This window comes from Novosphingobium mathurense, from assembly GCF_900168325.1.
GTDB lineage: Bacteria > Pseudomonadota > Alphaproteobacteria > Sphingomonadales > Sphingomonadaceae > Novosphingobium > Novosphingobium mathurense.
Genome location: NZ_FVZE01000006.1, coordinates 101,371 through 126,543 on the forward strand (window position 1 = coordinate 101,371; position 25,173 = coordinate 126,543).

Here is a 25,173-nt window from a genome sequence, read left to right on the forward strand (position 1 = left end):
CGCAGACGGGGGTAGCAATGCAGGATCAATATCCGTCGCGATGCGCCGGGCAGCCCGAACTGCTTGCGCGTCACGAACCTGTCGCGCGGCGTGCCTGGGAAACGGGTGCGCCGCTGACCGCCGAGCAGATCGAGCGGTTTGACCGGGACGGTTATCTCGTACTGGAAAACGTCTTTTCCGAAGCTGAAATAGCCGCGCTCCAGGCCGAGACGGGCCGCCTTCTCTCCAATCCCGCGGGACTGGAGGACGAAACCGTCATTGCCGAGCCGGACAGCCGCGAAGTCCGTTCGATCTTCCGGATCCATGGACAGAGCCGGATGATGGAGCGTCTGGCCGCCGACGAACGGCTGGCGGGTGTCGCCAGCTACCTGCTCGACGACGAGGTGTACATCCACCAGTCGCGCCTGAACTACAAGCCGGGCTTCAGGGGCAAGGAGTTCTTCTGGCACTCGGACTTCGAGACCTGGCATACCGAAGACGGCATGCCCGCGATGCGTTGCCTCTCGATGTCGGTGCTTCTGGCCGAGAACAATCCCCATAACGGGCCGCTGATGCTCATTCCCGGTTCGCAGCGCGTCTTCGTCACCTGCGTCGGTGAAACGCCGGAGGATCACTACAGGCATTCGCTGCGCAGGCAGGAGTTCGGTGTTCCCGACGAGTACAGCCTGGCCGAGCTTGCCCACAAGCACGGCATCGAGGCGCCCACCGGCAAGCCCGGTACGGTGATCCTGTTCGACTGCAACACCATGCATGGTTCGAACGGCAACATCACGCCGTTCCCCCGTTCCAATGCATTCTTCGTTTTCAACGCGGTGAGCAATCGCCTCGTTGCCCCTTTCGGTGCGGCCAAGCCGCGTCCCGATTTCATTGCCGCCCGCAAGGTCGAGCCGATCCGGCCGGTCTCGGGCGAACTCATGGGAGTTGCCGCATGACCGCAGCCCATAGCGTCGAAAAGATCGGCGGTACCTCGATGGCCGCCACGTCGACCGTCTTCGACAATGTCCTGATTGCAGGACGCGAAGGCGCCGACCTGTACAACCGCATCTTCGTCGTTTCGGCCTATGCCGGGATGACCGACCTGCTGCTCGAGCACAAGAAGTCGGGCGAGGCGGGGGTCTATGCCCACTTCGCCAGCAACGATGTCGAAGGCGGCTGGCAGGATGCGCTCGCCCGCGTGCGCGATGCCATGCATGAACGCAACAGGCAGATGTTCGCCAGACCCGAGAGCCTGCGCGAGGCGAACCGCTTCGTCGATGACCGCGTGGCGGCGCTCGATGCCTGCCTCGACGATCTTGACCGCCTGCGTTCGCACGGCCGCTTCTGCCTCAAGGAGCAGATGGTCACCGTCCGCGAGATGCTTGCGGGACTGGGCGAAGCGCATTCCGCGCACTCGACCGCGCTGCTGCTGCGCGACCGGGGGGTGAATGCGGTCTTCGTCGACCTGACCACCTGGAACCACGACGAGCTTGCCAGCCTCGACGACCAGATCCTCAAGGCGCTCGAGCCGGTCGACCTGTCCACGCAGATGCCGATCGTCACCGGCTACGCCGGCTGCGAAGGCGGCATGGTGCGCCGTTATGCCCGTGGCTATTCCGAGATGACCTTCTCGCGCATCGCGGTGCTGACCGAAGCGCGCGAGGCGATCATCCACAAGGAGTTCCACCTTTCCAGCGCCGATCCCAGGCTCGTCGGCACCGGCAAGGCGTGCAAGATCGGCCGTACCAACTATGACGTGGCCGACCAGCTTGCGAACCTCGGCATGGAAGCGATCCACCCGCGGGCCGGGCGCGGCCTGCGCCAGTCGGAAATCCCGCTGCGCGTGCGCAACACCTTCGACCGCGAGGACGAAGGCACGCTCATTCGCGGCAACTATGTCTCGGACAAGCCGCGCGTGGAGATCGTCACCGGCTTGCAGACCGTTCAGGCCCTGCAGTTCTTCGAGCAGGATATGGTCGGTGAAAAGGGCTACGATGCCGCGATCCTCGAAACCCTTACCAAACACGGGGCGTGGATCGTCAGCAAGAGCTCGAACGCCAACACCATCACCCATTACCTCAGCGGCATCGGCGCGGCGAAGATGGAGCGTATCGTGACCGACCTGGAGCGGGCCTACCCGGGCGCCGTGATTACATCCCAGCCGGTGGCGATGGTTTCGGCGATCGGCAGCGACCTGTCGGAGCCGGGCCTTGTGCCCCACGCGCTTTCGGCGCTGATGGATGCCGAGGTCGATGTGCTCGCAATGCAGCACCAGATCCGCAACGTCGACGTGCAGTTCATCATCAACTCGCACGATTTCGACAACGCTGTCCGTGCCCTGCACGAGGCGCTTGTCGAGGACGCCGGACGACTGGGGCAGCGCGCCGCCGCCTGATCCCGCCCAATTCAGAGCTCCGCAGGCTGGCGATCAGTCCTGCGGGGTCGGTACTTTCAGGCGGGCGATCAATCCGCCGCTCGGCGAAGCGGCGAAAGAGAGCCCGCCATGGAAGCGCATCATCAAGCGGTGTGCCATGGGAATGCCCAGGCCGAAGCCCTTCGTGTCGCGCTGACGCGCTTCGTCGAGACGGAAGAAGGGGTCGAGGATCGCCTCGAAATAGTCGGGCGGGATCCCCGGGCCTTCGTCTTCGATAAACACAGTGTGGTGTCTGTCCTCCTCCACTATCGAGACTTTCGCCCGCTCGCCGAAATGCACGGCATTTTCGACCAGGGCGCAGACAGCCAACGCCAGCGGTTCGCGGTAGGTTCGCGCGGTGGACCGGCCCTGTACCTCAATCTTCGCGCGGTCGCCGAACCCGGCGAGCACTTCGGTGAGATAAGGCGCAAGGTCGACCGTCTCGGGCTCTGCCGACAGGTGCTGCGCGCGCAGGAACCGTTGCAGCGAGGCCAGCAGGTCCTCCATTTCATCCACGCTTTCGCGCACCAGCCCGCCGATCTCCGGATCGTCGATCAGTTCGCTGGCGACTTTCTGGCGCGACAGTGGCGTGCGCAGGTCGTGGCTGATCGCTTCGAAGGAAAGCGCCTGGTCGCGCAGCAGGCGTTCGATGCGCGCCTGCATGACGTTCATCGCGTGGCCCAGGTTGCGCAAGTCCTTGGGCCCGCCTTCGCGGATCGTCACCTGCCGTCCCTTGCCGATCGCCTCGGCTGCATCGGTCAGCCGCCGCAGGGGCCGCGTCAGCAGGTGCAGCGCGCCCAGGCCCAGCGCGAGGCAGGCGAGCGTCGTCGCCAGCGTCAGTGCGGTGGCGCGCAGGGCCACCGGCCACATCGAATTGATGTCGCGTGAGCGGAAGTTCAGCCAGTCATCCTCGCCCAGCCGGATAGAACCGATAAGGTCCCGTCCGCCACCGGCCGTTCGCGTGGTCGCAAGGTTCAGCGAACGATCGGCCAGCGAGGGCTCCCATTCCACGATCCGCGCGGCAATCGCCATCAGCGCGGCATCGCCGGTCGGCGCCGCGACCAGCGGCACCGAGGCGACACGGGCGGAGAGATGCCGCGTCGTCATGCTTTCGGCGAGGCGCGCAGGATCGAGCGCGTGGACACGGTCGCTCACCACCAGCAGTTCGGCCACGCGGCGGGCATGATCGTCGCGCAGAGTCTGGCGATCGATCGCGTTGTAGAACAGCAGGCTCGCGGCCAACTGCACCAGCACAAGCACAAGGAACACGACCGCGACATAGGCTGCAAGCCGGGGAGGGACTGGGCGCGTCACTGATCTCGATCCTCTCTCGCTCTGGCCGTTCCTGCAAGCGTCCAGCGGCGCTTGTTACGTGCTCGCTTCCACCCGGCGCGGCCCAGGTCAATTACCAAGCACGGCCAGCAACGATTTGAAACCCTGTGGCCGCCAGACGCATTGCAAACGAAACCGGCGGTTGACGAGCCGCCATTTTCGCGTAAAGGCCCGGGGCTCCGGCATGTCGGGCGGTTAGCTCAGTTGGTAGAGCATCTCGTTTACACCGAGAGGGTCGGGGGTTCGAGCCCCTCACCGCCCACCACGGATCACGATCCATCACATCCCAGTAATCGTTGTGGCCCGCAGAAATCCGGGGCGCCGTCGATGGGAATGCGTCGCGCCTGACGGTCTTGGGTTCCGCGTGCCTGCGCTGCAGGCCTTGTTTTCGGTGCGTATCCGGCCAGTCGATGCGCTCTGTCCTGTGACATAGTATTTCGCGGTGTTTCGCGCTTGATTGCGAATGAGAATGATGTGCAATAAAGACCTCATGATTCATCAGCACCTGTCCCCCAACCTGATCCTTGTCCTCGCCTACCTGCTCAAGACGAAAAGCGTGGGGACGACGGCGATGATGCTCGGCATGAGCCAGCCCAGTGTGAGCCGACATCTCGCGCGGCTGCGAGAGGTCGTTCAGGACCCGTTGCTGGTGCGCACTGGCAACCGGATGGCCCGCACGGGGCGCGGGGAGGAACTGGTCGACAGGCTTTCCGACTGGGTGACAGCGACCGCTAGCCTGCTCGACGCATCGACATTCGATCCCACCCACCTTCATCGCCGCTTCCGCATAGCAACGACCGATTTTGGCGCCTGGGCAGTATGCCAGCCGGCGCTTCCGGCGATGAGGCAGCATGCGCCTTCGATGGGGCTGGACATTCTTCCGCTCGGGCATGCGCCGCATCGAAAACTGGCCGCAGGTGAGATCGATCTCGCCCTGACCGGCTTCGATCCCTCACCCGAGCAAATTCACCATGATCTGCTCTTCGAGGATTCCTTCATCTGCGTCACGCGCAAGGGCCATCCGCTGACGGAGGCGGACGATGGCGCGGTGGATGTCGACGCATTCGTTGCCTATCCCCATCTCGGCCTGTCGGTCAGCGATGCGGAACTGGATCGGGTGGCAATGGAGCTGGGAGCCGCCGCCCGTCATCGCAAGGTAGCGATGACGATCCCCTATTTTACATTGGCGCCCCAGATGCTCTTGGCGGGAGATCTCGTCATGGTCGTTCCGTCACGCGCCGCGCGGAGCTGGTGCGACAGGCCGGATCTTGCGACCCGGCCCGCTCCTGCCGTTCTGGGAACGCTCAAGTACTGGATCTTATGGCATGAACGCAGCCGACACGATCCGGCGGTGACCTGGCTTCGTACGCAGCTGATCCGGTCAGCCAGCGCCCCCCCGGGTCCGGGGTCCGGTGAATGACGGTTATTCATTCTTGAGTGTTGCGGCCTCGGGGCTTTCTCACCAGAGGCGCTAGTGCGAAGCATTCGCAATAGCAATTATTGGTGGGCAATCTTGAGAACTCTGAAATGCATGTTGCGCTCTGGCGTGGCCGCGACAGGTATCGGCATCTGCGCTTTCTCGACCGGGGCATCAGCAGCGGGAATCGATCCGGGGGCGACAAACACTTCCCAGATCGTCGTGACGGCCACGACGCGCGAACAGGAAGTCAAGGATGCGCCCGCTTCGATCAGCGTGATCACGCGCGAAGACATCGAACGGCTGCCATATCGCGAGATCACCGACGCGCTGATGGAAATCCCGGGCGTGACGGTGACCGCGGGCGAAGGCAACAGCCGCGACATTTCCATCCGGGGCATGTCTTCGCAATATACCCTGATCCTTGTCGACGGTCGGCGGCTGAGCGCGCGTGAATCGCGAACCAACGGCGGCAGCATTTCCGAGGGCGGCCTTTTGCCTCCGCTGGAATCCATCGAGCGGATCGAAGTGGTGCGCGGACCGATGTCTTCGCTTTACGGTTCGGACGCGATGGGCGGCGTGGTCAACGTCATCACCCGTGCGATCGCGACCGACTGGTCGGGCAGCCTGCGCGCCAACGGCACGATGCAGTTGGGCCGTAAATTCGGAAATCTCGGCGATGCCAACTTCTATCTCTCCGGGCCGGTCAGCAAGGGCGTCGGGCTCCAGTTGAATGGATCGGTCAACCGCCGCCAGGAGGACAATGTCGCGGGCGGGACACCCGAACGCAAGGACGAGACGATCGCCGGAAAGCTCGGCTTCGAAATCAGTCCCGAGCATCGCCTTCTCGTCGAGGGCGGCTACTATCGCCAGAAAACGACTGCCACCATCGGCAAGTCCGGCATCAGCAATCCGAGACGTCCGGAGCCTGACGGGACGCAAAGCTCGATGACCCAGAACCGCTACGTCGGATCTGTGACGCATATCGGCGACTGGGGCTTTGCCTCGTCGAACAGTTACCTACAGTACGAAAATGCGGAACATGTCGAGGGACGCAAGCGCATCGCGAATACCGTGGGGCAGTCGATCTGGTCCGTACCGCTGCCGTCGAACAACCTGACGCTTGGTGGCTACTACCGGTTTGAAGACCTGACCGATCTGACCGGTAACGGTCTCGCCGGTTCGACGCGGGTCGGAACGACACGCAGCAGCTGGGCGGTCTTCGCCGAGAACGAGCTGTCGATCCTTGACACGTTGCGCCTTACCGGCGGCATTCGCCTGGACAATGACGAGCAGTACGGAGCGCACTGGACACCGCGTGCCTACCTGGTCTGGAATGTGAGCGACGGGGTGACCCTGAAGGGTGGATACTCGCAGGGTTTCCGCGCGCCCGGACTGCGCCAGACACTCGCCGATTGGGGGCAGACGAGCCGTGGCGGCACGATCTACGGCAATCCCGATCTCGAGGCCGAGACTTCGCGCACCTTCGAGGCTGCGGCCCTCTATGACGGCGGGGGCTTTTCGGCGAGCCTCACCGCCTATGACACGCGCTTCAAGGACAAGATCACGCGTGTGACCTGTCAGGCAGCCGGAGCCTGGTGTGTCGACGAACCGCTGAGCTCGATCGGCCGCCTGCCGACAACATACGTTAACGTCGATGAAGCGCGCATTCGCGGCGTGGAACTGACTTTCGATGTGCGGCTGACGTCGACCTTGCGGCTGAATGCATCCGGGACGCTCACGGATTCCGAACAGCTCACTGGCGCCAATGCGGGGGCGGCGCTCAATGACACGCCCAAGCAGCAAGCCTCGGGCTCGCTCAACTGGCAGCCGAACGATCGCCTGAGCGCCTATGCGCGGGCCATTTTCCGCGGCAGGGAGGCCGTGACCGAGGCCCAGATCAGCGGTGAGAACACGGTTGCGCCTTCCTACACCACGGTCGATGTCGGCGCATCCTACCGTATCTCACCGGCTGTGACGGTACATGGCGGGGTCCAGAACCTCCTCGACAAGCGGGTCGACTACGATACCTATGCCTATGTGATCGATCCGGCCCGCCTGTGGATGGGCGTTACCGCCCGTTTCTGAGCACCGATTGCCCCAACCGCCCCCGTCCGGGCGCACGGGGGACGCGCTGTCCGTTCTCCATGGCCCGCCTGCGGCATGGAGAACCGGCTGGCGTGAAGGGTGGCTTTCAGGCGGACGGTGTCCCGCTTCCTGAAAGCCTACTTCGCCTCGGCGATCAGCTTGAGCGCGTCCGGGCTCGTCCAGTCGTTGCCGCCGATGTAGCGCCAGACTTCCTTGCCCTTGCTGTCGAACAGCACCGTCACCGGCAGGTTGCCGCCATACTGGAAGCCGAGGTCGCCGTTGTCGTCGACCCAGGGCTGGATGTGGTCCAGCTTGCGGCGGCGCAGGATTTCCACGGCCTTGTCCGGCTGGCCCATGTCCTGTGAGATCGGCAGGACGGCGACCCCGGTCTCGTCCTCGCGGGCGATCAGCGCGTCGAGTGTGGGCATTTCCTCGATGCAGGGCGCACACCAGGTGGCCCACAGGTTGATCAGCAGCGGCTTGCCCCTGAACGAGGCGAGGTCGAGTGTTTCGCCGGTATTGTCGACCAGCGTGATGACCGGCATCGGATCGCCCTTGTGCGAGCGATCCAGCTTTTTCGAGGCGACCTCGGCCGTTGCGGCGGTTTCCGCAGGCGCCTGCGAAGCCTGCGGTTGCGACTCCCCTTCGCTTTGCCTATCGCAGCCCGCGGCCAGCAGGGCGCCAGTAAGGACGAGACACTTGAGCGAGCGGGAAGACAGCAAGATGGGCGGCTCCAACCAGATGTGGGGCGGACGGTTCGCGGAAGGACCGTCGGCAATCATGCGCGAGATAAATGCCTCGATCCCCTTCGACAAGGCATTGTGGCGTCAGGATATCGCCGCCAGCAAGGCGCACGTCGCGATGCTGGGTGCCTGCGGTATCGTCGCGGGCGAGGACGCAGTGCTGATTTCCGAGGGCCTCGACAAGGTTGCCGCCGAGTACGAAGCGAACGGCGTGCCCGAGGACTGGGACCTCGAGGACATCCACATGACTACCGAATCGCGCCTGACCGAATTGATCGGGCCTGCGGCGGGACGCCTGCACACGGCGCGTTCGCGCAACGACCAGGTGGCGACCGACTTCCGCCTCTGGGTGCGCGATTCGATCGACCAGATCGATGCCGGCCTGGAAGCGCTGCAGGTCGCGCTCGTCACCCGCGCCGGTGAGCATGCCGATTCGATCATGCCTGGCTTCACGCACCTGCAGACCGCGCAACCGGTGACCCTGGGCCATCACCTCATGGCCTATTACGAGATGATCTCGCGCGATCGGTCGCGCTTCGCCGATGCCCGCAAGCGGATGAACCGCAGCCCGCTCGGTTCGGCAGCGCTGGCCGGGACCGGCTTCCCGATCGACCGCAAGATGACCGCGCAGGCGCTGGGCTTCGATGCGCCGACCGACAACAGCCTCGATTCCGTTTCGGACCGCGACTTCGCGCTCGACTACCTGATGGCGGCTTCGCAGTGCTCGCTGCACCTTTCGCGCCTGGCCGAGGAATTCATCATCTGGGCTAGCCAGCCCTTCGGCTTCGTGTCGCTGCCCGATGCGCTGTCGACGGGCAGCTCGATCATGCCGCAGAAGAAGAACCCGGACGCCGCCGAACTGGTGCGCGGCCATGCCGGGCGCATCACCGGCTGCCTCACCGCGCTGATGATGACGATGAAGGGCCTGCCGCTCGCCTATTCGAAGGACATGCAGGACGACAAGCCGCCGGTCTTCGAGGCCGCGAGCCTGCTGGCGCTGTCGGTCGCGGCGATGACCGGCATGGTTGCCGATACGAAATTCCGCACCGATCGCATGCGCGGCGCGGCCGAGCTGGGCTTTGCTACGGCCACCGACCTTGCCGACTGGCTGGTGCGCGAAGGCAACATCCCCTTCCGCGAAGCGCATCACATCACCGGCGCCGTCGTGAAGCTTGCCGAAACCCGCGGGCTGGCGCTCGACCGGTTGCCGCTGGCAGACCTGAAAGAGATCGACAGCCGCATCGACGAGCGCGTATTCAAGGCGCTCTCGGTCGAGGCTTCGGTTGCCGCGCGCAGTTCGCACGGTGGCACCGCGCCCGATCAGGTTCGCCTGCGCGTGGCCGAGGCCCGGTCCGCGCTCGGTCTGGAGTAAGTCTACCTTGCGCAAGCTCATCCCGCTCGTTCTCGTTCTCGCGCTGGTTGCCTGCGGCCAGCGCAAGGGGCTGTCGCTGCGGGAAGGGCAGCAATTGCCGCCCGCGCCCTATGGCCGCGCGGAAAAGCCGACTTCGGACGAACTGCTCAATCCGCCGACCCTGGCGATCCCCGAGCGCAGCGTCGAACTGCGCACCCGATCCGAGGAACGCGAGGACGATCCCTACGATCTCCCGCCGCCCGAATAAGCCCCTGACAGGACAACAATGGACCATTTCGAACTGAAGAACGGCGCGCTTCACGCCGAGGACGTGCCGCTCGAAACGATCGCGCGCGAAGTCGGCACGCCGGTCTACGTCTATTCGCGCGCCACGCTGACGCGCCACGCCCGCGTTTTCCGCGAGGCGCTTTCGGCCCTGCCCAGCGTGCACATCGCCTTTGCCGTGAAGTCGAACCCCAACCTTGCCGTGCTCCACCTGCTGGCAAGCGAAGGGTATGGCGCCGACGTGGTTTCGGAAGGCGAGATGCGCCGCGCCCTGGCCGCGGGTATCCCGGCGCAGGACATCGTCTTTTCCGGCGTCGGCAAGTCGAAGCGAGAGCTGAAGGCGGCAGTCGAGGCGGGCATCGGCCAGTTCAACCTCGAAAGCGAGGAAGAAGGCGTCGAGCTGGCGGAAATCGCTGCGGCACTGGGCAGGCGGGCCTCCTGCGCGCTGCGCGTGAACCCCAATGTCGATGCCAGGACCCACGCCAAGATCTCGACCGGCAAGGCCGAGAACAAGTTCGGCGTCGCCTACGACGTTGCCGCTGGCATTTATGCCCGTCTTGCGGAACTGCCCGGCCTGCTGATGCGCGGCCTTGCCGTGCATATCGGCAGCCAGATCAGCGATCTCGAACCTTCGCGGCAGGCCTTCATCAAGATGGGCGCGCTGATGGAGACGATCCGCGCCGAAGGCCACGAAGTCACGCACATGGACCTCGGCGGCGGGCTTGGCGTACCCTACAAGGTGGGCGAAAGCCTGCCCACGCCGGACGACTACGGCCGCATGGTCCACGATGTGGCAAAGGACTGGGGCGTCACCCTGATGTTCGAACCGGGCCGCGTCATAACCGGCAATTCCGGCGTGCTCGTGACCGAGGTGATCCGGGTGAAGCAGGGCGCTTCGAACCCCTTCGTGGTGGTCGATGCGGCGATGAACGACCTCGCCCGTCCGGCGATGTACGATGCCTGGCACGATTTTGCGGCGGTCAACCCGACCGGGGAGACGATGGTCGCGAACATCGTCGGGCCGATCTGCGAAAGCTCCGACACGTTCGCCATGGGACGCGAGATCGACGCGGTAAGGGCGGGTGACTTCGGGGTGTTCCGCACGGCCGGCGCCTACGGCGCTACCATGGCCAATACCTACAACAGCCGCGCGCTGGTGCCTGAGGTGATGGTCGATGGCGAAAAGTGGGCGCTTGTCGCCAACCGCATTGAACCGGAAACCATCCTGTCCGCCGAACGCGTGCCGGAGTGGCTGAAGCAAGAGCAAGACGCAGCGGAGTGATCCGAAGATGATCGAGACCCTTCCCCTGTTCCATCGCATCGCCGGCCAGCCGGTGGTTGTGCTGGGCGCGGGGGAAGCGGCCGAGGCGAAGCGGCGGCTGGTCCAGCGGGCGGGCGGCATCGTCGTCGACGACCTGCAGGAAGGCATCGACAAGGGCGCGCGGCTCGCCTTCATCGCCCATGAGGACGAGGCGGCGGCCGAAGGCGATACGGTTCGTGCGCGCTGCGCGGGGTTGCTGGTGAATGCCACCGACCGTCCGGCGCTGTGCGACTTTACCGTGCCCTCGATCCTCGATCGTTCGCCGGTTCTCGTCGCCATCGGTACCGGCGGCGCTTCGGCGGGCCTCGCCAAGCAGTTGCGCCTGCGCCTCGAAGTGCTGTTGCCGCAGTCGCTCGGCGCGCTTGCGAAGGCGCTGGGCGCAGCGCGGGCCGCCGTGCGTGGGCGCTTTCCCGATGCCGGTGACCGCCGCCGTGCGCTCGATGCCGCGCTCGGCTCGGGCGGGCCGCTCGATCCTCTGGACGAGGCCAGCGCAGGCAGGATCGACGACTGGCTTTCGGCCGCCGATCACGAGCGGGTCGGGGCGGTGGAAATCGTCTTGCACAGCGATGATCCCGAGGACCTTACCTTGCGCCAGGCGCGCCTCATGGGGTCGGCCGACCTGATCGCCTACGAAGCCGAAGTTCCCCGCGCGGTGCTGGACCGCGCCCGCGCCGATGCTGCGCGTGTCATGGTCGCCCCGGGAGAGAGCCCCCGTCCGGGCGAAGGGCTCACCATTCTCCTGCGCATGGCTCGCATGGCCGACTGAGTTGCCCCTCGCGCACGACGCGAGTCGCCCGGGCTCCAACCGCGTCTTTGCCCGGTCGGTAACCCGATCCTAAACATCGTGCCCGGCAGTTATCCTCGGAACGCGCAGTTCCGCGTTGTTATTACAATGTTTTAATTGCTCGCATGGCGAACGTTAAGCGTAATTTGCTAACGGCGAGGCAGTGCCTGGCCCAATGGGGGACACCACGACATGACCGAACCTGGGTTTCTGCGCTTGCCGGAAATCGATCCCGCGTCGCTGCCGGATCCGGCGCAGCCGACCGGCCTGTTCGGTAGCTATACCGATGCTGCGGGCCGTCAGGTCCATGACGCGGCAGAGGCTTCGCTGGAGGCCTATCTCTACGAACTCCACCCCGGCACCTGATCCGAACGCATATGTTTCATGACAAGGCGCTGGCGGACCTGCGCGAGAATGACGAAGGCTGGACGAAGGGGCAGCGCGATCTCGCGGTGCTTCTGGGGCAGTGGCGCGCGCGCCCCGAGGCAAGCCGGGTTCTCGCCGACTTCGAACGCTTCGGTGAAGGAGAAGCGCTGGAGGCCTGCCCTTCGCTCGCCGCTCTGTTCGAAAGCGGGAGCGGCGCGGCACGCGAACTGGTCGCCAACTTCGTAGAGCTTGGCCTGTGGGGGCTGCGCTCGCACCCGCTGGGGCACCTGCCGCTGCGCCATGGGGTAAGCCATGCCGGGCAGACCCTGCTGCTTTCGCATTGGGGCACCGCGACGCTCGCCCTTGTATCCTATGAAGGCGAGCGGCTCTGCGCGCTGCCGCAGGCGCGGGCAGTGGCCTTCACCCCGCTTCAAAGCTGGTCCTTCGTTCTGGCCGGTTCGGCTACGGCCGACCGCGTCCGCTGCGCGGCGGTGGAGGACCGCTGCGCCGAACTGCAGATCGAGACGCTGGCCTTGGAGCCGGGTGACGTGATCCACAGGGACGGCCGGCGCGAGACGATACAGGTGCGCGGCGCACGCGGTTGCCTGGTGAAACTGCGTTTGCAGCGCTTCCTTGGCGGGAGTGAACCGGTCCGCGAATTCGCGCTCGCCGATGGCGCGCTCATGCACCAGGCCGCCTCCAACCTGCACGACAGCCGCTGCGAGCTGGCCATTTCGGTGCTTTCGCGCATGGGCCGGCGTGACGCCGTGCCGGTGATCTCGCGCATCGTGATCGGCAGCGGGCATGAAGGGCTGCGTTGGCAGGCCATGCGCGAACTGCTCGCGCTCGATACCCGCGCCGGGATGATCCTGCTCGGCCAGGTCGCGGCGTCGGAAGACGATCCCCTTGCCGCATTGGCGCAGGAAACCCAGCGCCGGCTCCTGTGCACCTGGCCGGAGCTGGAAAGGATATCGCAATGGCGCAGCTGATCGAGACGCGCGATCCGACACCGGCATCGCTGTCGGAATGCATCGAGGCGCTGTCCTCGTGGGGTTTCGATCCGGGCGAGCGGGAAAGCGTCGAACATGCCGCGCACTGGCTGCGCCGTCTCGGCAACGACCGGCAGTTCCTCGGCGACCTGCTGATCGACCTGCTGGCGGGCTTTGCGCCGTCCCCGGCGGCGGTGGACGCGATCAGCAGCGGTGGTCCGCAATCGATCGTCCTGGCAACGCCGGGGCGCGGCAATTTCTGCATTCGAGCCAATATCTGGCCGGCCGCCTCGGACTACGCGATGCGGGCCAGCGGCGCGCGGGCCTTCGGCTATGGCGTCGCCCACGACCACAACTACGACTTCCTTACGCTGGGTTATTTCGGCCCGGGCTGCGAGATCGAGGACTTCGAGTACGACGGTCAGCGCGTCATCGGCAGGGCAGGGGAGGCGGTCGCGCTCAAGCGGCTGGGCGGCAGCCGGTTGCGCAAGGGCATGATCCACCATTACCGCCCGCACCGCGACATCCATCGGCTCAACCCGCCCGCTTCGCTCTCGGTCTCGCTCAAGCTGGTCCACACCCAGGCGGTGCAGGGGTGGCTCAGCCACTATGAGTTCGACACCGGCGAAGCGCGCATCACGCGCGTCATGGGCGACGGGCCGAGCGAGACCTTCCTGCGCCTTGCCGTGGCACTGGGCAGTGAGGACGCCAAGGACCTCGCGCAGCATTTCGGGCGCAGTCACGCCAGCGAGAGAATGCGCCTCAATGCCTGGGAGGCGCTGGCCGCCTGCGCCGATAGCGAGGATGCACGCGACGGGGTCTGGCGTGCGGCTGAAGCCAGCGGCAGTCGCCTCGTCGCGCAAGTGGCGAAGCACAGGCGCGGTGCGCTTTCCGGATAACGCCGGCTTCGAAGAACGGCTCTTAGATGAAGCCCCCGGCCAGTGCGTCGATTGCGCCCTGCAGGATCACGGCGGCAGCCGCGGAATCGATGCGTTCGGCGCGCTTGGCGCGGCTCATGTCCTGGGCAAGCAACCCGCGTTCGGCGCCCATGGTCGACCAGCGTTCGTCCCACAGCAGGATCGGCAGGCCCAGCGCGGAGAGATTGCGCGCGTAGGCGCGGCTCGATTGCGAGCGCGGGCCTTCCGAGCCATCCATGTTGAGCGGCAGGCCGATGACGATGCCCCTGATCGACCGTTCGCGGATCAGCCCTTCGAGCAGCGCCCTGTCGGCGCCGAACTTGCCGCGCTTGATCGTTTTCCCGGGCGAAGCGAACTGCCAGCCGGCGTCGCAGAATGCCGTGCCGATGGTCTGCGTGCCGAGGTCGAGGCCCAGCAAGGCCCCGGCGTCGGGCAGCGCGTCGCGATAGTCGAGCGCGCTGGTGGTTATGAGTGCTGTTTCTGCCATGCCGCTATCCGCCGTTCGAAGTCGGCCCTGATGTTCGCCCAGAACAGGGTGTAGTCATAGACGTGGTAATTGTTGCCCGGCAGCACATAGGGGCCGAGGTCGAGCTTGGGCGGCGGTCCGATGTGCAGGAACATGTCGCTTTCGCAGGCGGCGGGCACCACCTGTTTCACCAGTTCGCCGTTCCAGTTTGCCGGATCGGGCACCAGCGTGCCGAGATTGGCCCGCGCGTCCGCCGCGCCATTGCGGGTGCCGGTCAGTGGATTGCTGCACAGGAATGGGCTGTCGATCGCCACGCCCTGCGCCGTCGTCTGCGTAAGCGGCTGTCCGTCGAGGCCGCGGCGGCGCACGTAGGCCTTGACCAGTTGCGCGGTCTCGGCGGGGTCGGCCACGGTGAGCCAACTCATAACGCAGCCGGCCTGGTCGGGCCTGTCGCAGGGGGCGAGGCCCATCTTCGGCAGATCGTGGTCGATCGAGACCGGCCAGCCCACGATGTAGGCCGCGGCGATGCGCTCGGCCAGCGGCGTGCCGGCCACGCGGTCGCGCAGCAGGCGGCGCAGCAGGAACGCGCCCTGGCTGTGCCCGGCCAGAACGACCGGTTCGTCCTGCGGTACCGTCTTGATGAAGGCGTCGAAGGCGGCAAGGACGTCGCCATAGGCAAGGTCGATCGCCTTGTCGGCCTGCGGGTCGTCGGTCAGGAACGCGCCGACCGCGGCCTGGCGATAGCGCGGGGCCCAGAGCCGGTCGGTGGCGTTGAACGGCGTGGCCATGCCCTTCACGTAAAGGCCAGCGAGGTCGCGCGAGGCCTTGTCGTTCAGGCTCGCGTTCCACGCGTCCTTTTCGACGTAGCTCGTGGGATGAACGAAGAAGACCGCGGCGGAGAGGGGCTTTCCGGCGGGCTGGCTTGCGCCTTGAGGCAGGTAGCGGGAGGGATCGGCTTCGGGCATCATGCCGGGGCGCGAGATCCACATGTCCGACTTGTCCCAGGCGTTCATTGCCATCGCGGGCTGCGGCTGGAACGTGACGTCGGGGACGAAGGCCATCTCGGTCAGGTCTTCGGCCCAGTACAGCAGGGCAATGCGGCCCAGCGTGATCAGGACGATGATGGCGGCGATCGCATAGAGGAACTTGCGGACCATCAGGTGGCCGTCCCGCCGGGCTGGCCGGTGCTGCTGTCGGAGGGGTGCTTTTCGATCCGCGGGCGCAGGCTGGTGAAAGTGCGCCCGTCGCGCAGCGCGCTCCACCAGGTCAGCGGGTTCCAGTTCTGCGTGCCATCGAGCGAAAAGGTGATGAACTCGGCGCGTCCGCCGATGTCGGACAGCGGCACCGGTCCGCCAAGGCCGCCGCCCGGGGTGCCCCGGTAGTCGGTCTCGAAGGGAAAGCGGCTGTCGGCCGAACGGTCGCGATCGTCGCCCATCAGGAAGACATGGCCTTCAGGCACGGTGATCTCCGGATAATTGTCCATGACCTGCGTCGTATAGTCGATCACCTGATAGGTCGCACCGTTGGGCAGCGTCTCGCGATAGGCGGGCAGGTCGTAGACATCGCGGCCGCTGGGCAGGCGGCGGCGGTAAAGCTCGAAGCCCTTGTAGCAATGGCCCGGCTGGGCATCGCCCTCGCACTGCAGGGCATCGTCGGCGGCGATCTCGACCGGCGGCTCGACTTCGCGCGGGATGAACTTGCCGTTGAGGCGGATGCGCCCGTCGACCACAGCGATGCGGTCGCCGGGAAGGGCGACGACGCGCTTGATCAGGTCGGCCTTTCGGTTGCCCGGCACCACGATGACGATGTCGCCGTACTCGGGCGTCGAGCCGAACAGCCGCCACTCGGCGCGCGGCAGCATGTGAAAGCTCACCGAGGACCAGTTCCAGCCGTAGGCGTACTTGGAAACCACCAGCCGGTCGCCCACCAGCAGGTTGGGCATCATCGAGATCGACGGGATGTAGAACGGCTTGGCGATCAGCGAATGGAACGCCAGCACGCCCAGCAGCATCAGCGCCAGGCCGCGCAGTTCGTGGAACCAGTTGACCTTGGGCTTGTCCGGATTGCTAACGGGGCTCTCCTGCGCGCGAAGGGGGGAGGCGGGATCGGCGGTGTGTTCGGTCATTCTCGGTGGAGCGCTCGGAAAAGTCTAGGAACCGGAAGGGGCAGGAGCCGCCGCAAGCGGACGGGCCTCGATCACGACGAATGCCTGGGCCCATGGATGATCGTCGGTGAGCGTCAGGTGAACCACGGCCTCGTGTCCCGCGGGAACCATCAGGTCGAGCCGGGCCTTCGCGCCGCCGGTGAGGGCAAGGGTAGGGGCGCCGGATTTCGCATTGACGACGCCGATGTCCTTCATGAACACACCGGCCTTGAAGCCGGTGCCGACCGCCTTGGAATAGGCTTCCTTCGCGGCGAATCGCTTGGCGAGGGTCCCCGCCTTGGTGAACGGGCGGCGATTGGCCTTGGCCTGCTCGATCTCGGTGAAGACGCGTTTCTCGAAGCGCTCGCCGAAACGGTCCAGCGAAGCCTGGATCCGCTCGATATTGCACAAGTCGGAACCCATTCCGATGATCACGACGCATTCTCCGTCCTGCGGCCGGTTGCACAGCCGGCCTTGTGTTCCCGATGGCGAAGTGTTCCCGATGGCGAATCGGGACCTTTCGCGAAGGCGCTCGCCGAATCGCGGCGAGAGCCATCAAGTCAGCGGACTTCGTCCATCAGCGCACGCATTCTGGTCACGCTCGCCTCGAGTCCGCAAAATATTGCTTCTCCGATCAGATAGTGTCCGATGTTCAGTTCCGCGAGCTGCGGAATGGCCGCGATCGGCTGGACGTTCTCGTAGGTGAGGCCGTGTCCGGCATGGGGTTCGATGCCGTTCTTGGCAGCCAGCGCGGCCATGTCGACGATGCGCTTGAGTTCGACCGCGACCTGTTCGCCCTCGGCATGGGCATATTCGCCGGTATGGAACTCGACGACGGGCGCGCCGAGCTTCATCGCCGCCTCGATCTGCCGCGGGTCCGGGGCGATGAACAGGCTCACGCGCACGCCCGCATCCGACAGGCGCGAGACGATCGGGGCGAGCTGGTTGTGCAGCCCGGCCGCGTCGAGCCCGCCTTCGGTGGTGCGTTCCTCGCGCTTTTCCGGGACGATGCAGGCCGCATGCGGCTTGTGGCGCAGTGCGATCTCCAGCATCTCGTCGGTGGCCGCCATCTCGAGGTTGAGCGGCAGCCCGGTGGCGGCCTGCACGCGCATCAGGTCCTCGTCGCGGATGTGGCGGCGATCCTCGCGCAAGTGCACGGTGATGCCGTCACCCCCGGCCTGCGCGACGATCTGCGCCGCACGGGCCGGATCCGGATGTTCGCCGCCGCGCGCATTGCGGATCGTCGCGACGTGATCGATGTTCACGCCAAGACGCAGGCGCGAAGGTGTAAGGGCGTTCATCCGGTAATCCTAAGGTTTTTCGTCGGTTGGAAGGGTCAGGGCTGGACGCGGCTGCCCGGTTTCACCGCGGGTGTCGCCGCCAGTTCGGGCGGCAGTTCGTCGTCGGCGTAAGTCGGGAAGTTGATCTCGACCAGCGGGAAGTAGGGCACCCCAAGGTCCACGGCGCCGCCCGAGCGGTCGACCAGCGAGGCTGCCGCGATGACCCGGCCGCCAGCGGCCTCGATCGCCTTGATTGCCTCGCGTGAGGACTTGCCGGTGGTGACCACGTCCTCGACCATCAGTACCCTGTCGCCGGGTTCCAGCTCGAAGCCGCGGCGCAGCTCGAAAGTGCCTTCCGGGCGCTCGACGAACATCGCGTCGACCTGTAGCGCGCGACCCATTTCCTGGCCGATGATCACGCCGCCCATGGCGGGCGAGACGACCTTGTCGATCTGCTTGCGCACGTCGTGCGGCAGCTTGCTGGCGAGTGCGACGGCGAGTCGTCCGGCGCGGTCGGGGTTCATGAGGACACGCGCGCACTGAAGGTAATGTGCACTGTGGCGGCCGGAGGAGAGCAGGAAGTGCCCCTCAAGCAATGCCTTGCTGGCGCGGAACTCTGCGAGGACTTCTTCTTCCTGCATTACGACCTATTCCTTCGATGCATATTTCATTGATCTGGCGCATGTTCGACACGCCGTTTGCCAAAAATTCCCCTAGAGGCGCTTGAGACACGCGGCAAGCGCGCGTATAGGCCCCGCGGAAGGGGGGCCTCCGGCTCCGCATCAGGGCGCGCGTATGCGGGGTCGACTCGCGTGCGCGGATTTGGAAAACGGAAGCGCAAAAAAATATGAATTTGGGCAAAACCGCACGCGCCGCGAGCCATACCGCAAAGGCTCTGGGCCTGTCCCTTGGAAGCATCATGGCTGGTGCAGTCATGGCACCCCAGGCGGCACTGGCCGCCGCGGCATCCGAACCTGCCGCCGCCGCGACTGCGGACGCCGCCGCTTCTGCCGGCAGCTATACGCCGATGGCCCCGACTCCGGGAATCGGCATGCCCGTCGAAGGCGGCATCGGCTTCCAGCAGCAGTTCTCCAAGCTCGGTGAATACGGCGAGTGGATCCACAACTCGGTGTTGCTCCCGATCATCGCCGTGATCACCGTGTTCGTGCTGCTGCTGCTCGTCGTCATCATTGTGCGCTTCAACCGTCGCGCCAACCCGGTGCCTTCGAAGACCAGCCACAACACGCTGCTCGAAGTGGTCTGGACGCTGGTGCCCGTGCTGATCCTCATCGGCATCGCGGTTCCCTCGATCGACCTGCTGGCCAAGCAGTACAAGCCCGCCCCGAAGGGCGCGCTGACCATCAAGGTCACCGGCAACCAGTGGTTCTGGACTTATGGCTATCCCGACAATGGTGAGTTCGAGGTCGTCTCGAACATGCTCAATGTCCCGGGGCAGCCGACCATCAACAACGGCGTGCGCGAAGTCGGTTCCGAGCCCTGGGACGGCCCGTCGCACCTCGAGGTCGACAACCGCATGGTCGTTCCGGTCGGCGAACCGATCCGTCTGCAGATCACCGCTTCGGACGTGATCCACTCGTTCGCCGTGCCTTCGCTCTGGTTCAAGCTGGACGCGGTTCCGGGCCGGATCAACGAGAAGGTCCTCTTCGTCGAGAAGCCGGGCGTCTATTACGGCCAGTGCTCCGAGCTTTGCGGCGCGAAGCACGGCTACATGCCGATCGCGGTCGAGGCTCTGCCGCGCGACAAGTATGACGCCTGGGTGCTGACGCATGCCGGCGGCAAGATCGACGGTCAGGCGACCGCCGCATCCGAGACCGATTACCTGCCGGGTGAAGAGCCCGCCGGCGATGCTTCGGAGGCTCCGGCCGCCGACGCCACTGCTGCCGCCGAATAAGCCCGCATTCAAGGACAGGGTCACCAGAACATGGCAACCACAGCCCCAGAACACTTCCCGGCGCACTCCGACGATCACGCGCACGACCATGACCACAAGCCGGGCTTCTTCGCCCGCTGGTTCATGTCCACCAACCACAAGGACATCGGCACGATGTACCTGATCTTCGCGATCATCGCGGGGATCATCGGTGGTGCCTTCTCCGGCATGATGCGTGTCGAGCTGGCCCAGCCGGGCATCCAGTACCTGGACACTTTCGCCAAGTGGTTCGGCGCGGTTAACCCGGACTTCAACTCGACGCTGCACGTCTGGAACGTCCTGATCACCGCACACGGCCTGATCATGGTCTTCTTCATGGTCATGCCCGCGATCATCGGCGGCTTCGGCAACTGGTTCGTCCCGATCATGATCGGCGCGCCGGACATGGCGTTCCCGCGCATGAACAACATCTCGTTCTGGCTGACCGTCGCGGGTTTCTGCTCGCTGCTGTGCTCCGCCTTCGTGCCGGGCGGCACGGGCCTGGGCGCCGGCACCGGCTGGACCGTCTATGCGCCGCTGTCGACCACCGGCTCGCCCGGACCTGCCGTCGACTTCGGCATTTTTGCGCTGCACCTTTCCGGTGCCGGCTCGATCATGGGCGCGATCAACTTCATCACCACCATCTTCAACATGCGCGCACCTGGCATGACCATGCACAAGATGCCGCTGTTCGTGTGGTCGGTGCTCGTCACCGCGTTCCTGCTGCTGCTCGCACTGCCGGTTCTGGCCGCGGCGATCACCATGCTGCTGACCGACCGCAACTTCGGCACCACCTTCTTCGATCCTTCGGGCGGTGGCGATCCGGTCCTGTACCAGCACCTGTTCTGGTTCTTCGGTCACCCCGAAGTGTACATCATGATCCTGCCGGGCTTCGGCATCATCTCGCAGATCGTCTCGACCTTCTCGAAGAAGCCGGTGTTCGGCTACCTCGGCATGGCCTACGCCATGGTCGCGATCGGCGTGGTCGGCTTCATCGTGTGGGCGCACCACATGTACACCACCGGCCTTTCGGTTAACACGAAGATGTACTTCACCGCGGCGACCATGGTCATCGCAGTTCCGACCGGCATCAAGATCTTCTCGTGGATCGCGACGATGTGGGGTGGCTCGATCACCTTCAAGTCGCCGATGGTCTGGGCGATCGGCTTCATCTTCCTGTTCACCGTCGGCGGCGTGACCGGCGTCGTGCTCGCCAACGGCGGCATCGACGACAACCTGCACGACACCTACTACGTCGTGGCGCACTTCCACTACGTTCTCTCGCTGGGTGCAGTGACCGCGCTCTTCGCCGGGTTCTACTACTGGTTCCCGAAGATGAGCGGCCGCATGCACTCCGAGTTCCTGGCGCATGTCCACTTCTGGGTGTTCTTCGTCGGCGTGAACCTGATCTTCTTCCCGATGCACTTCCTCGGGCTGCAGGGCATGCCGCGTCGCTACCCCGACTACGCCGAGGCCTATGCGCACTGGAACCAGATCGCGACCGACGGCTACATGATCATGGCGGCTTCGCTGGTGATCTGGTTCGCCAACATTGCCTACGCGTTCGTCGCCGGCAAGAAGGCTGAAGACAACTACTGGGGCGAAGGTGCGACCACGCTCGAGTGGACCCTGTCGAGCCCGCCGCCGTTCCACCAGTTCGAGACGCTTCCGGTTATCGAGGAAGTGCATCACCACTGAGAACGCAACCGCGCGTCATTGCGGGTATGAACGAAGCAATCCAGGGCCTCCTTCGCGAGCCGCTCTGGATTGCTTCGGCGCATTGGCGCCTCGCAATGTTGGCCCTTGTGAGTGTAAGATCCTAAGATCATGTCCGTGACGAGTCCCAGTTCAGCGCAGCAGCTTCCGGCCGATTGGCGCGATCTCTTCGCGCTGACCAAGCCGCGCGTGATGAGCCTGGTGATCTTCACCGGCCTTTGCGGGCTGCTGGCCGCGCCCGAACGCATCCACCCGGTTCTCGCCTTCACCGCGATCCTGTGCATCGCGATGGGTGCAGGCGGCGCCGCCGCGCTCAACCAGTGGTGGGAAGCCGATCTCGACGCGGGCATGAAGCGCACCGCGAACCGTCCGCTGCCGCAAGGGCGGCTTGACCGCACGACCGCGCGCGATTTCGGCGGCGTGCTGTGTGCCGCTTCGGTATTCCTCATGGGTTTTGCGATCAGTTGGCTGGCTGCCGCGATCCTGGCGCTGTCGATTGCCTACTACGCCGTCGTCTACACGATGTGGCTCAAGCCGCGCACGCCGCAGAACATCGTCATCGGTGGTGGCGCCGGGGCCTTTCCGCCGCTGATCGGCTGGGTTGCGGCCACCGGGCACATCACGCTGATGCCGGTCGTGCTTTTCGCCATCATCTTCATGTGGACGCCGCCGCACTTCTGGGCGCTCGCGCTATTCGTGAAGAGCGACTACGCCAAGGTCGGCATTCCGATGATGCCGGTCGTCGCCGGTGAAAAGTCGACCCGCCGCCAGATCCTCGCCTACGCCGTCCTGCTCCTGCCGCTCAGCGTCGTCCCCTGGTGGATCGGTGGCACGCACGGGGTCTACGGCATTTCCGCCATCGTCCTGTCCACCCTGTTCCTCGCGCTCTCGGTCCGTGTCGGCCTGCGCGAAAAGGACGGGCCGGAGGACACGATGAAGCCGGAAAAGCAGCTCTTCGCCTATTCGGTAATCTATCTCTTCGCACTCTTCGCAGCGCTCGTCGTCGACCGCTTCGTGGTCATCTGAGGACCCTGCCCATGGCCGATAACGATCCTACCCCGCGCACGCCCGAGGACATCCGCAAGAGCCGCAACCGGGTTCTTGCCCTCAGCCTTGCGGCATTCGTGATCCTCGTGTTCTTCATCTCGATCGCCAAGATGAGCTGAACTGCATGACGGCCGTGACCCACCAGCAGCGCAGCAACAGGAAGACGGCCTTCATCGCGCTTGCGATTGCGCTGGGGATGCTCGGCCTGGGCTACGCTTCGGTTCCGCTCTACCGGATCTTCTGCCAGGTCACCGGCTACGGGGGCACCACCAAGCGGGTGGACGCAACGCAGGCGGCCACCGTCAAGGACAGCGGCCGGACCATCACCGTGCGCTTCGATGCCAATGTCGCGCGTGACATGCCGTGGGATTTCAAGCCCCTGCAGGTTACCGACACCGTCTCGATCGGTGCGCGCGACATGGCGCTGTTCTGGGCGAAGAACGATTCGGACCAGACCGTCACCGGCACCGCCAGCTTCAACGTGGAGCCGGAACAGGCGGCAAAATACTTCAACAAGATCCAGTGCTTCTGCTTCACCGAACAGACCCTGAAACCGGGCGAGGAAGTGCGCATGCCGGTGCTGTATTACATCGATCCGGCCATCCTCGACGATCCCGACAACAAGGACGTTGAGCTGATAACGCTCAGCTATACCTTCCACGTCACATCGATCGGGGATGCAAAGACACTGGACCGCGAACAAACTGGCGGTTAAGGGCCGCATGGGAAACCTGCGTGCCGGCCCCGCCGGATGCGCTCGTGTGACATATTCGATAAACGGGGACGAAGGCACCATGGCCGGTACCAAGCACCACGATTACCATATTCTTCCGCCGGACATCGTTCCGCTGGCGACTACGATCGGCGCCTTCACCTTCACCTCGGGCATGGTTCTGTTCATGCACGACATGCCGGGCGGCCACTTCGTGCCGTGGCTGGGCATGGCGCTGCTGTTGGCCTCGATGTTCGCCTGGTTCTCGAAGATCGTGAAGGAAGCGCATGCCGGCGATCACACGCCGGTCGTGCAGCTTCACCAGCGCTATGGCATGATCCTGTTCATCGCTTCGGAAGTGATGTTCTTCGTCGGCTGGTTCTGGGCCTTCTTCGACTTCTCGCTGTTCCCCTCGACCATTGCGGACGTGGTCGGCGGCCAGTGGCCGCCCAAGGCGATCGAAGCGGTCATGGATCCCTTCGACCTGCCGCTGCTCAACACCCTGATCCTGCTCTGCTCGGGCACGACCGTCACCTGGGCGCATCACGCGCTGATCCACGGTGACCGCGAAGGCCTGAAGAAGGGCCTCTGGGCGACCGTGCTGCTCGGCCTGCTGTTCACCTCGATCCAGGCATACGAGTACGTCCACGCGCCGTTCCCCTTCGGCCAGAACACCTACGGTTCGGCCTTCTACATGGCGACCGGGTTCCACGGCTTCCACGTCATCGTCGGCACGATCATGCTGATCGTCTGCCTGATCCGCGCCTACAAGGGTGACTTCACCCCGCGCCAGCACTTCGGCTTCGAAGCGGCGGCATGGTATTGGCACTTCGTCGACGTCGTGTGGCTGTTCCTCTTCGTTGCAGTCTACATCTGGGGTGGCTGGGGTTACCCGATCCACTGATCATGGCTGACAGCCACGAATCGAACACTGGAGGGCAGCCGGAGATCGCTTCGGCTGCCCTTTTCGGTCTTTGCCCCAAGTGCGGTGCGCGCACCCTGTTCGCCGGGTTGGCCTCGTTCGCTCCGCGGTGCCGTGCCTGTGGGCTGGATTACGCGCAGTTCAACGTCGGCGACGGGCCCGCGGCCTTTCTCACCCTGATCGTGGGGGCGGTGATCGCCATTCTCGCGATCTGGGTGCAGCTTTCGTTCGAGCCGCCGTTCTGGGTCCATGCCCTGCTGTGGATCCCCCTATCGACCGCGCTGGTCATCGGCGGGCTGCGAATCGCCAAGGCCTGGCTGCTCGGCGCCGAGTATCGCCGCCGTGCCGGTGAAGGCCGGCTCAAGGAAGACTGACGGGAGCCCTCATGCGCAAATTTCCGATATTCGCGACGCTTGTCGTGCTGGTGGCCGTTGCGATCATGATTGGCCTCGGACTGTGGCAACTCAAGCGCCTCCATCAGAAGGAAGCGCTGCTCGCGCATTACGCGCAGGCGCAGACCAACGCCGAGGAAGTCATCTGGCCGCGCGACGAAGCGGAGCAGACCGATCTGCTCTATCGCCATGCGCGGCTGACCTGCGAGGGCGTGACCGAGCATTCGAGCATGGCCGGGCGCAATGCTTCGGGCGAATCGGGCGCGGCGCAGACTGCGCGTTGCATGTTGCCCGACGGTGCCAAGGCGCTCGTCGTGCTGGGTTGGTCGCGTCAGCCCAATGCCGCGGCCAACTGGCAAGGCGGCAAGGTCCACGGCATTATCGCACCGGGCCCCCGCCTCGTTGCCAATCCGCCGCTCGATGGATTGGAGGCCAATGCGATCCCCGATCCATCGGAAATCCCGAACAACCACTTCTCCTACGCAATGCAGTGGTTCTTCTTCGCCGCGACAGCGCTCGTCATCTACGTGCTGGCATTGATGAAGCGTTCCCGGGGCTAGGGAAGGGCTCATTGCGCCTTCCC

At 65.1% G+C, this 25,173-nt stretch carries 27 protein-coding genes and 1 tRNA gene; 20 read left to right on the forward strand and 8 right to left on the reverse strand.

Annotation, left to right across the window (positions count from 1 at the left end; genetic code table 11):
• Nucleotides 1–17: 17 nt before the first annotated feature.
• Complete coding sequence (thpD, locus tag B5483_RS16910) at nucleotides 18–932, forward strand: ectoine hydroxylase (RefSeq protein WP_079731245.1); 915 nt, start codon at nucleotides 18–20, stop codon at nucleotides 930–932.
• Entirely contained in the window at nucleotides 929–2,371 is a 1,443-nt protein-coding gene (locus tag B5483_RS16915) for an aspartate kinase (protein ID WP_054947107.1), read from the forward strand. Before thpD ends, B5483_RS16915 begins: the two co-directional genes overlap by 4 nt.
• A 33-nt stretch (nucleotides 2,372–2,404) precedes the next feature.
• Here the strand turns inward: B5483_RS16915 and B5483_RS16920 are convergent, their stop codons facing one another.
• Complete coding sequence (locus B5483_RS16920; protein ID WP_079731246.1) at nucleotides 2,405–3,703, reverse strand: sensor histidine kinase; 1,299 nt, start codon at nucleotides 3,701–3,703, stop codon at nucleotides 2,405–2,407.
• A 207-nt stretch (nucleotides 3,704–3,910) separates the two neighbouring features.
• Here B5483_RS16920 and B5483_RS16925 point away from each other — a divergent pair.
• From B5483_RS16925 to B5483_RS16935, 3 genes are all read left to right on the forward strand, one after another.
• A tRNA-Val gene (locus B5483_RS16925) sits at nucleotides 3,911–3,986 on the forward strand.
• Between the two features lie 225 nt (nucleotides 3,987–4,211).
• Nucleotides 4,212–5,141, forward strand: a complete 930-nt coding sequence (locus tag B5483_RS16930) for a LysR family transcriptional regulator (protein WP_176168088.1) — start codon at nucleotides 4,212–4,214, stop codon at nucleotides 5,139–5,141.
• A 126-nt stretch (nucleotides 5,142–5,267) separates the two neighbouring features.
• Nucleotides 5,268–7,226 carry a TonB-dependent receptor domain-containing protein gene (locus B5483_RS16935; RefSeq protein ID WP_245829331.1) on the forward strand — a complete coding sequence of 653 codons (1,959 nt, stop codon included), beginning with the start codon at nucleotides 5,268–5,270 and terminating at the stop codon, nucleotides 7,224–7,226.
• Between the two features lie 137 nt (nucleotides 7,227–7,363).
• On the opposite strand, the gene B5483_RS16940 is transcribed toward B5483_RS16935, so the two are convergent.
• On the reverse strand, nucleotides 7,364–7,948 hold the full coding sequence (locus B5483_RS16940) for a TlpA family protein disulfide reductase (RefSeq protein ID WP_054947104.1): 585 nt from the start codon (nucleotides 7,946–7,948) through the stop codon (nucleotides 7,364–7,366).
• A 19-nt stretch (nucleotides 7,949–7,967) separates the two neighbouring features.
• Here B5483_RS16940 and argH point away from each other — a divergent pair, with 19 nt between their 5' ends.
• The 7 genes from argH to B5483_RS16970 all read left to right on the forward strand — a co-directional run bounded on the left by argH (nucleotide 7,968) and on the right by B5483_RS16970 (nucleotide 13,964).
• Complete coding sequence (argH, locus tag B5483_RS16945) at nucleotides 7,968–9,341, forward strand: argininosuccinate lyase (protein ID WP_079731364.1); 1,374 nt, start codon at nucleotides 7,968–7,970, stop codon at nucleotides 9,339–9,341.
• A gap of 7 nt (nucleotides 9,342–9,348) precedes the next feature.
• Nucleotides 9,349–9,588 carry a hypothetical protein gene (locus tag B5483_RS16950; RefSeq protein WP_007013028.1) on the forward strand — a complete coding sequence of 80 codons (240 nt, stop codon included), beginning with the start codon at nucleotides 9,349–9,351 and terminating at the stop codon, nucleotides 9,586–9,588.
• Nucleotides 9,589–9,606: 18 nt separating this feature from the next.
• Nucleotides 9,607–10,887, forward strand: a complete 1,281-nt coding sequence (gene lysA, locus B5483_RS16955; RefSeq protein ID WP_079731249.1) for a diaminopimelate decarboxylase — start codon at nucleotides 9,607–9,609, stop codon at nucleotides 10,885–10,887.
• 7 nt (nucleotides 10,888–10,894) lie between these two features.
• Nucleotides 10,895–11,692 carry a precorrin-2 dehydrogenase/sirohydrochlorin ferrochelatase family protein gene (locus B5483_RS16960; RefSeq protein WP_079731250.1) on the forward strand — a complete coding sequence of 266 codons (798 nt, stop codon included), beginning with the start codon at nucleotides 10,895–10,897 and terminating at the stop codon, nucleotides 11,690–11,692.
• Between the two features lie 210 nt (nucleotides 11,693–11,902).
• Nucleotides 11,903–12,076 (forward strand): hypothetical protein, encoded by a 174-nt coding sequence (locus B5483_RS23250; protein ID WP_176168089.1) that lies wholly within the window; start codon nucleotides 11,903–11,905, stop codon nucleotides 12,074–12,076.
• Between the two features lie 11 nt (nucleotides 12,077–12,087).
• Nucleotides 12,088–13,065, forward strand: a complete 978-nt coding sequence (locus B5483_RS16965) for a hypothetical protein (RefSeq protein ID WP_079731251.1) — start codon at nucleotides 12,088–12,090, stop codon at nucleotides 13,063–13,065.
• A complete protein-coding gene (locus B5483_RS16970) occupies nucleotides 13,053–13,964 on the forward strand; it encodes a transposase (protein WP_079731252.1) in 912 nt (303 codons plus the stop codon). Before B5483_RS16965 ends, B5483_RS16970 begins: the two co-directional genes overlap by 13 nt.
• A gap of 22 nt (nucleotides 13,965–13,986) precedes the next feature.
• Here the strand turns inward: B5483_RS16970 and ruvX are convergent, their stop codons facing one another.
• The 6 genes from ruvX to pyrE form a co-directional block, all read right to left on the reverse strand.
• Entirely contained in the window at nucleotides 13,987–14,469 is a 483-nt protein-coding gene (ruvX, locus tag B5483_RS16975; protein WP_054947099.1) for a Holliday junction resolvase RuvX, read from the reverse strand.
• Complete coding sequence (locus tag B5483_RS16980) at nucleotides 14,448–15,605, reverse strand: DUF3089 domain-containing protein (RefSeq protein WP_079731253.1); 1,158 nt, start codon at nucleotides 15,603–15,605, stop codon at nucleotides 14,448–14,450. The genes ruvX and B5483_RS16980 overlap by 22 nt, the downstream gene beginning before the upstream one ends.
• Nucleotides 15,605–16,573 (reverse strand): signal peptidase I, encoded by a 969-nt coding sequence (gene lepB, locus B5483_RS16985; protein ID WP_079731254.1) that lies wholly within the window; start codon nucleotides 16,571–16,573, stop codon nucleotides 15,605–15,607. The genes B5483_RS16980 and lepB overlap by 1 nt, the downstream gene beginning before the upstream one ends.
• A 24-nt stretch (nucleotides 16,574–16,597) precedes the next feature.
• Nucleotides 16,598–17,026 (reverse strand): holo-ACP synthase, encoded by a 429-nt coding sequence (gene acpS, locus B5483_RS16990; protein ID WP_054947096.1) that lies wholly within the window; start codon nucleotides 17,024–17,026, stop codon nucleotides 16,598–16,600.
• A gap of 125 nt (nucleotides 17,027–17,151) precedes the next feature.
• Nucleotides 17,152–17,892 carry a pyridoxine 5'-phosphate synthase gene (locus B5483_RS16995; RefSeq protein ID WP_079731255.1) on the reverse strand — a complete coding sequence of 247 codons (741 nt, stop codon included), beginning with the start codon at nucleotides 17,890–17,892 and terminating at the stop codon, nucleotides 17,152–17,154.
• Nucleotides 17,893–17,927: 35 nt separating this feature from the next.
• Nucleotides 17,928–18,512, reverse strand: a complete 585-nt coding sequence (gene pyrE, locus B5483_RS17000) for an orotate phosphoribosyltransferase (RefSeq protein ID WP_054947094.1) — start codon at nucleotides 18,510–18,512, stop codon at nucleotides 17,928–17,930.
• Between the two features lie 206 nt (nucleotides 18,513–18,718).
• Between pyrE and coxB the strand changes: the two genes are divergently transcribed.
• The 8 genes from coxB (at nucleotide 18,719) to B5483_RS17035 (ending at nucleotide 25,150) form a co-directional block, all read left to right on the forward strand.
• Nucleotides 18,719–19,783, forward strand: coding sequence for a cytochrome c oxidase subunit II (gene coxB / locus B5483_RS17005; protein WP_079731256.1), 1,065 nt, complete (start codon nucleotides 18,719–18,721; stop codon nucleotides 19,781–19,783).
• 30 nt (nucleotides 19,784–19,813) lie between these two features.
• A complete protein-coding gene (gene ctaD, locus B5483_RS17010; protein WP_054947092.1) occupies nucleotides 19,814–21,499 on the forward strand; it encodes a cytochrome c oxidase subunit I in 1,686 nt (561 codons plus the stop codon).
• 129 nt (nucleotides 21,500–21,628) lie between these two features.
• Nucleotides 21,629–22,543: a heme o synthase gene (locus B5483_RS17015; protein WP_079731257.1), complete on the forward strand. Its 915-nt coding sequence runs from the start codon at nucleotides 21,629–21,631 to the stop codon at nucleotides 22,541–22,543.
• Between the two features lie 11 nt (nucleotides 22,544–22,554).
• The gene (locus tag B5483_RS23700; protein ID WP_255352304.1) at nucleotides 22,555–22,683 is read left to right on the forward strand and encodes a hypothetical protein; all 129 of its coding nucleotides are present in this window, start codon (nucleotides 22,555–22,557) and stop codon (nucleotides 22,681–22,683) included.
• 5 nt (nucleotides 22,684–22,688) lie between these two features.
• On the forward strand, nucleotides 22,689–23,279 hold the full coding sequence (locus B5483_RS17020; protein WP_079731258.1) for a cytochrome c oxidase assembly protein: 591 nt from the start codon (nucleotides 22,689–22,691) through the stop codon (nucleotides 23,277–23,279).
• A 79-nt stretch (nucleotides 23,280–23,358) separates the two neighbouring features.
• A complete protein-coding gene (locus tag B5483_RS17025) occupies nucleotides 23,359–24,180 on the forward strand; it encodes a cytochrome c oxidase subunit 3 (RefSeq protein ID WP_054947089.1) in 822 nt (273 codons plus the stop codon).
• A gap of 2 nt (nucleotides 24,181–24,182) precedes the next feature.
• Nucleotides 24,183–24,572 (forward strand): DUF983 domain-containing protein, encoded by a 390-nt coding sequence (locus B5483_RS17030; protein WP_054947088.1) that lies wholly within the window; start codon nucleotides 24,183–24,185, stop codon nucleotides 24,570–24,572.
• A gap of 11 nt (nucleotides 24,573–24,583) precedes the next feature.
• Nucleotides 24,584–25,150 carry an SURF1 family protein gene (locus tag B5483_RS17035; RefSeq protein ID WP_054947087.1) on the forward strand — a complete coding sequence of 189 codons (567 nt, stop codon included), beginning with the start codon at nucleotides 24,584–24,586 and terminating at the stop codon, nucleotides 25,148–25,150.
• Nucleotides 25,151–25,173 lie beyond the last annotated feature (23 nt).

Excerpts from the sequence above, each read along its gene's own strand:
- thpD (WP_079731245.1), top strand. The coding sequence starts at position 18 with ATGCAGGATCAATATCCGTCGCGATGCGCCGGGCAGCCCGAACTGCTT.
- B5483_RS16915 (WP_054947107.1), top strand. The coding sequence starts at position 929 with ATGACCGCAGCCCATAGCGTCGAAAAGATCGGCGGTACCTCGATGGCC.
- B5483_RS16930 (WP_176168088.1), top strand. The coding sequence starts at position 4,212 with ATGATTCATCAGCACCTGTCCCCCAACCTGATCCTTGTCCTCGCCTAC.
- argH (WP_079731364.1), top strand. The coding sequence starts at position 7,968 with ATGTGGGGCGGACGGTTCGCGGAAGGACCGTCGGCAATCATGCGCGAG.
- lysA (WP_079731249.1), top strand. The coding sequence starts at position 9,607 with ATGGACCATTTCGAACTGAAGAACGGCGCGCTTCACGCCGAGGACGTG.
- B5483_RS16960 (WP_079731250.1), top strand. The coding sequence starts at position 10,895 with ATGATCGAGACCCTTCCCCTGTTCCATCGCATCGCCGGCCAGCCGGTG.
- B5483_RS23250 (WP_176168089.1), top strand. The coding sequence starts at position 11,903 with ATGACCGAACCTGGGTTTCTGCGCTTGCCGGAAATCGATCCCGCGTCG.
- B5483_RS16965 (WP_079731251.1), top strand. The coding sequence starts at position 12,088 with ATGTTTCATGACAAGGCGCTGGCGGACCTGCGCGAGAATGACGAAGGC.
- B5483_RS16970 (WP_079731252.1), top strand. The coding sequence starts at position 13,053 with ATGGCGCAGCTGATCGAGACGCGCGATCCGACACCGGCATCGCTGTCG.
- ruvX (WP_054947099.1), bottom strand. The coding sequence starts at position 14,469 with ATGGCAGAAACAGCACTCATAACCACCAGCGCGCTCGACTATCGCGAC.
- B5483_RS16980 (WP_079731253.1), bottom strand. The coding sequence starts at position 15,605 with ATGGTCCGCAAGTTCCTCTATGCGATCGCCGCCATCATCGTCCTGATC.
- lepB (WP_079731254.1), bottom strand. The coding sequence starts at position 16,573 with ATGACCGAACACACCGCCGATCCCGCCTCCCCCCTTCGCGCGCAGGAG.
- B5483_RS16995 (WP_079731255.1), bottom strand. The coding sequence starts at position 17,892 with ATGAACGCCCTTACACCTTCGCGCCTGCGTCTTGGCGTGAACATCGAT.
- pyrE (WP_054947094.1), bottom strand. The coding sequence starts at position 18,512 with ATGCAGGAAGAAGAAGTCCTCGCAGAGTTCCGCGCCAGCAAGGCATTG.
- coxB (WP_079731256.1), top strand. The coding sequence starts at position 18,719 with ATGAATTTGGGCAAAACCGCACGCGCCGCGAGCCATACCGCAAAGGCT.
- ctaD (WP_054947092.1), top strand. The coding sequence starts at position 19,814 with ATGGCAACCACAGCCCCAGAACACTTCCCGGCGCACTCCGACGATCAC.
- B5483_RS17015 (WP_079731257.1), top strand. The coding sequence starts at position 21,629 with ATGTCCGTGACGAGTCCCAGTTCAGCGCAGCAGCTTCCGGCCGATTGG.
- B5483_RS23700 (WP_255352304.1), top strand. The coding sequence starts at position 22,555 with ATGGCCGATAACGATCCTACCCCGCGCACGCCCGAGGACATCCGCAAG.
- B5483_RS17020 (WP_079731258.1), top strand. The coding sequence starts at position 22,689 with ATGACGGCCGTGACCCACCAGCAGCGCAGCAACAGGAAGACGGCCTTC.
- B5483_RS17025 (WP_054947089.1), top strand. The coding sequence starts at position 23,359 with ATGGCCGGTACCAAGCACCACGATTACCATATTCTTCCGCCGGACATC.
- B5483_RS17030 (WP_054947088.1), top strand. The coding sequence starts at position 24,183 with ATGGCTGACAGCCACGAATCGAACACTGGAGGGCAGCCGGAGATCGCT.
- B5483_RS17035 (WP_054947087.1), top strand. The coding sequence starts at position 24,584 with ATGCGCAAATTTCCGATATTCGCGACGCTTGTCGTGCTGGTGGCCGTT.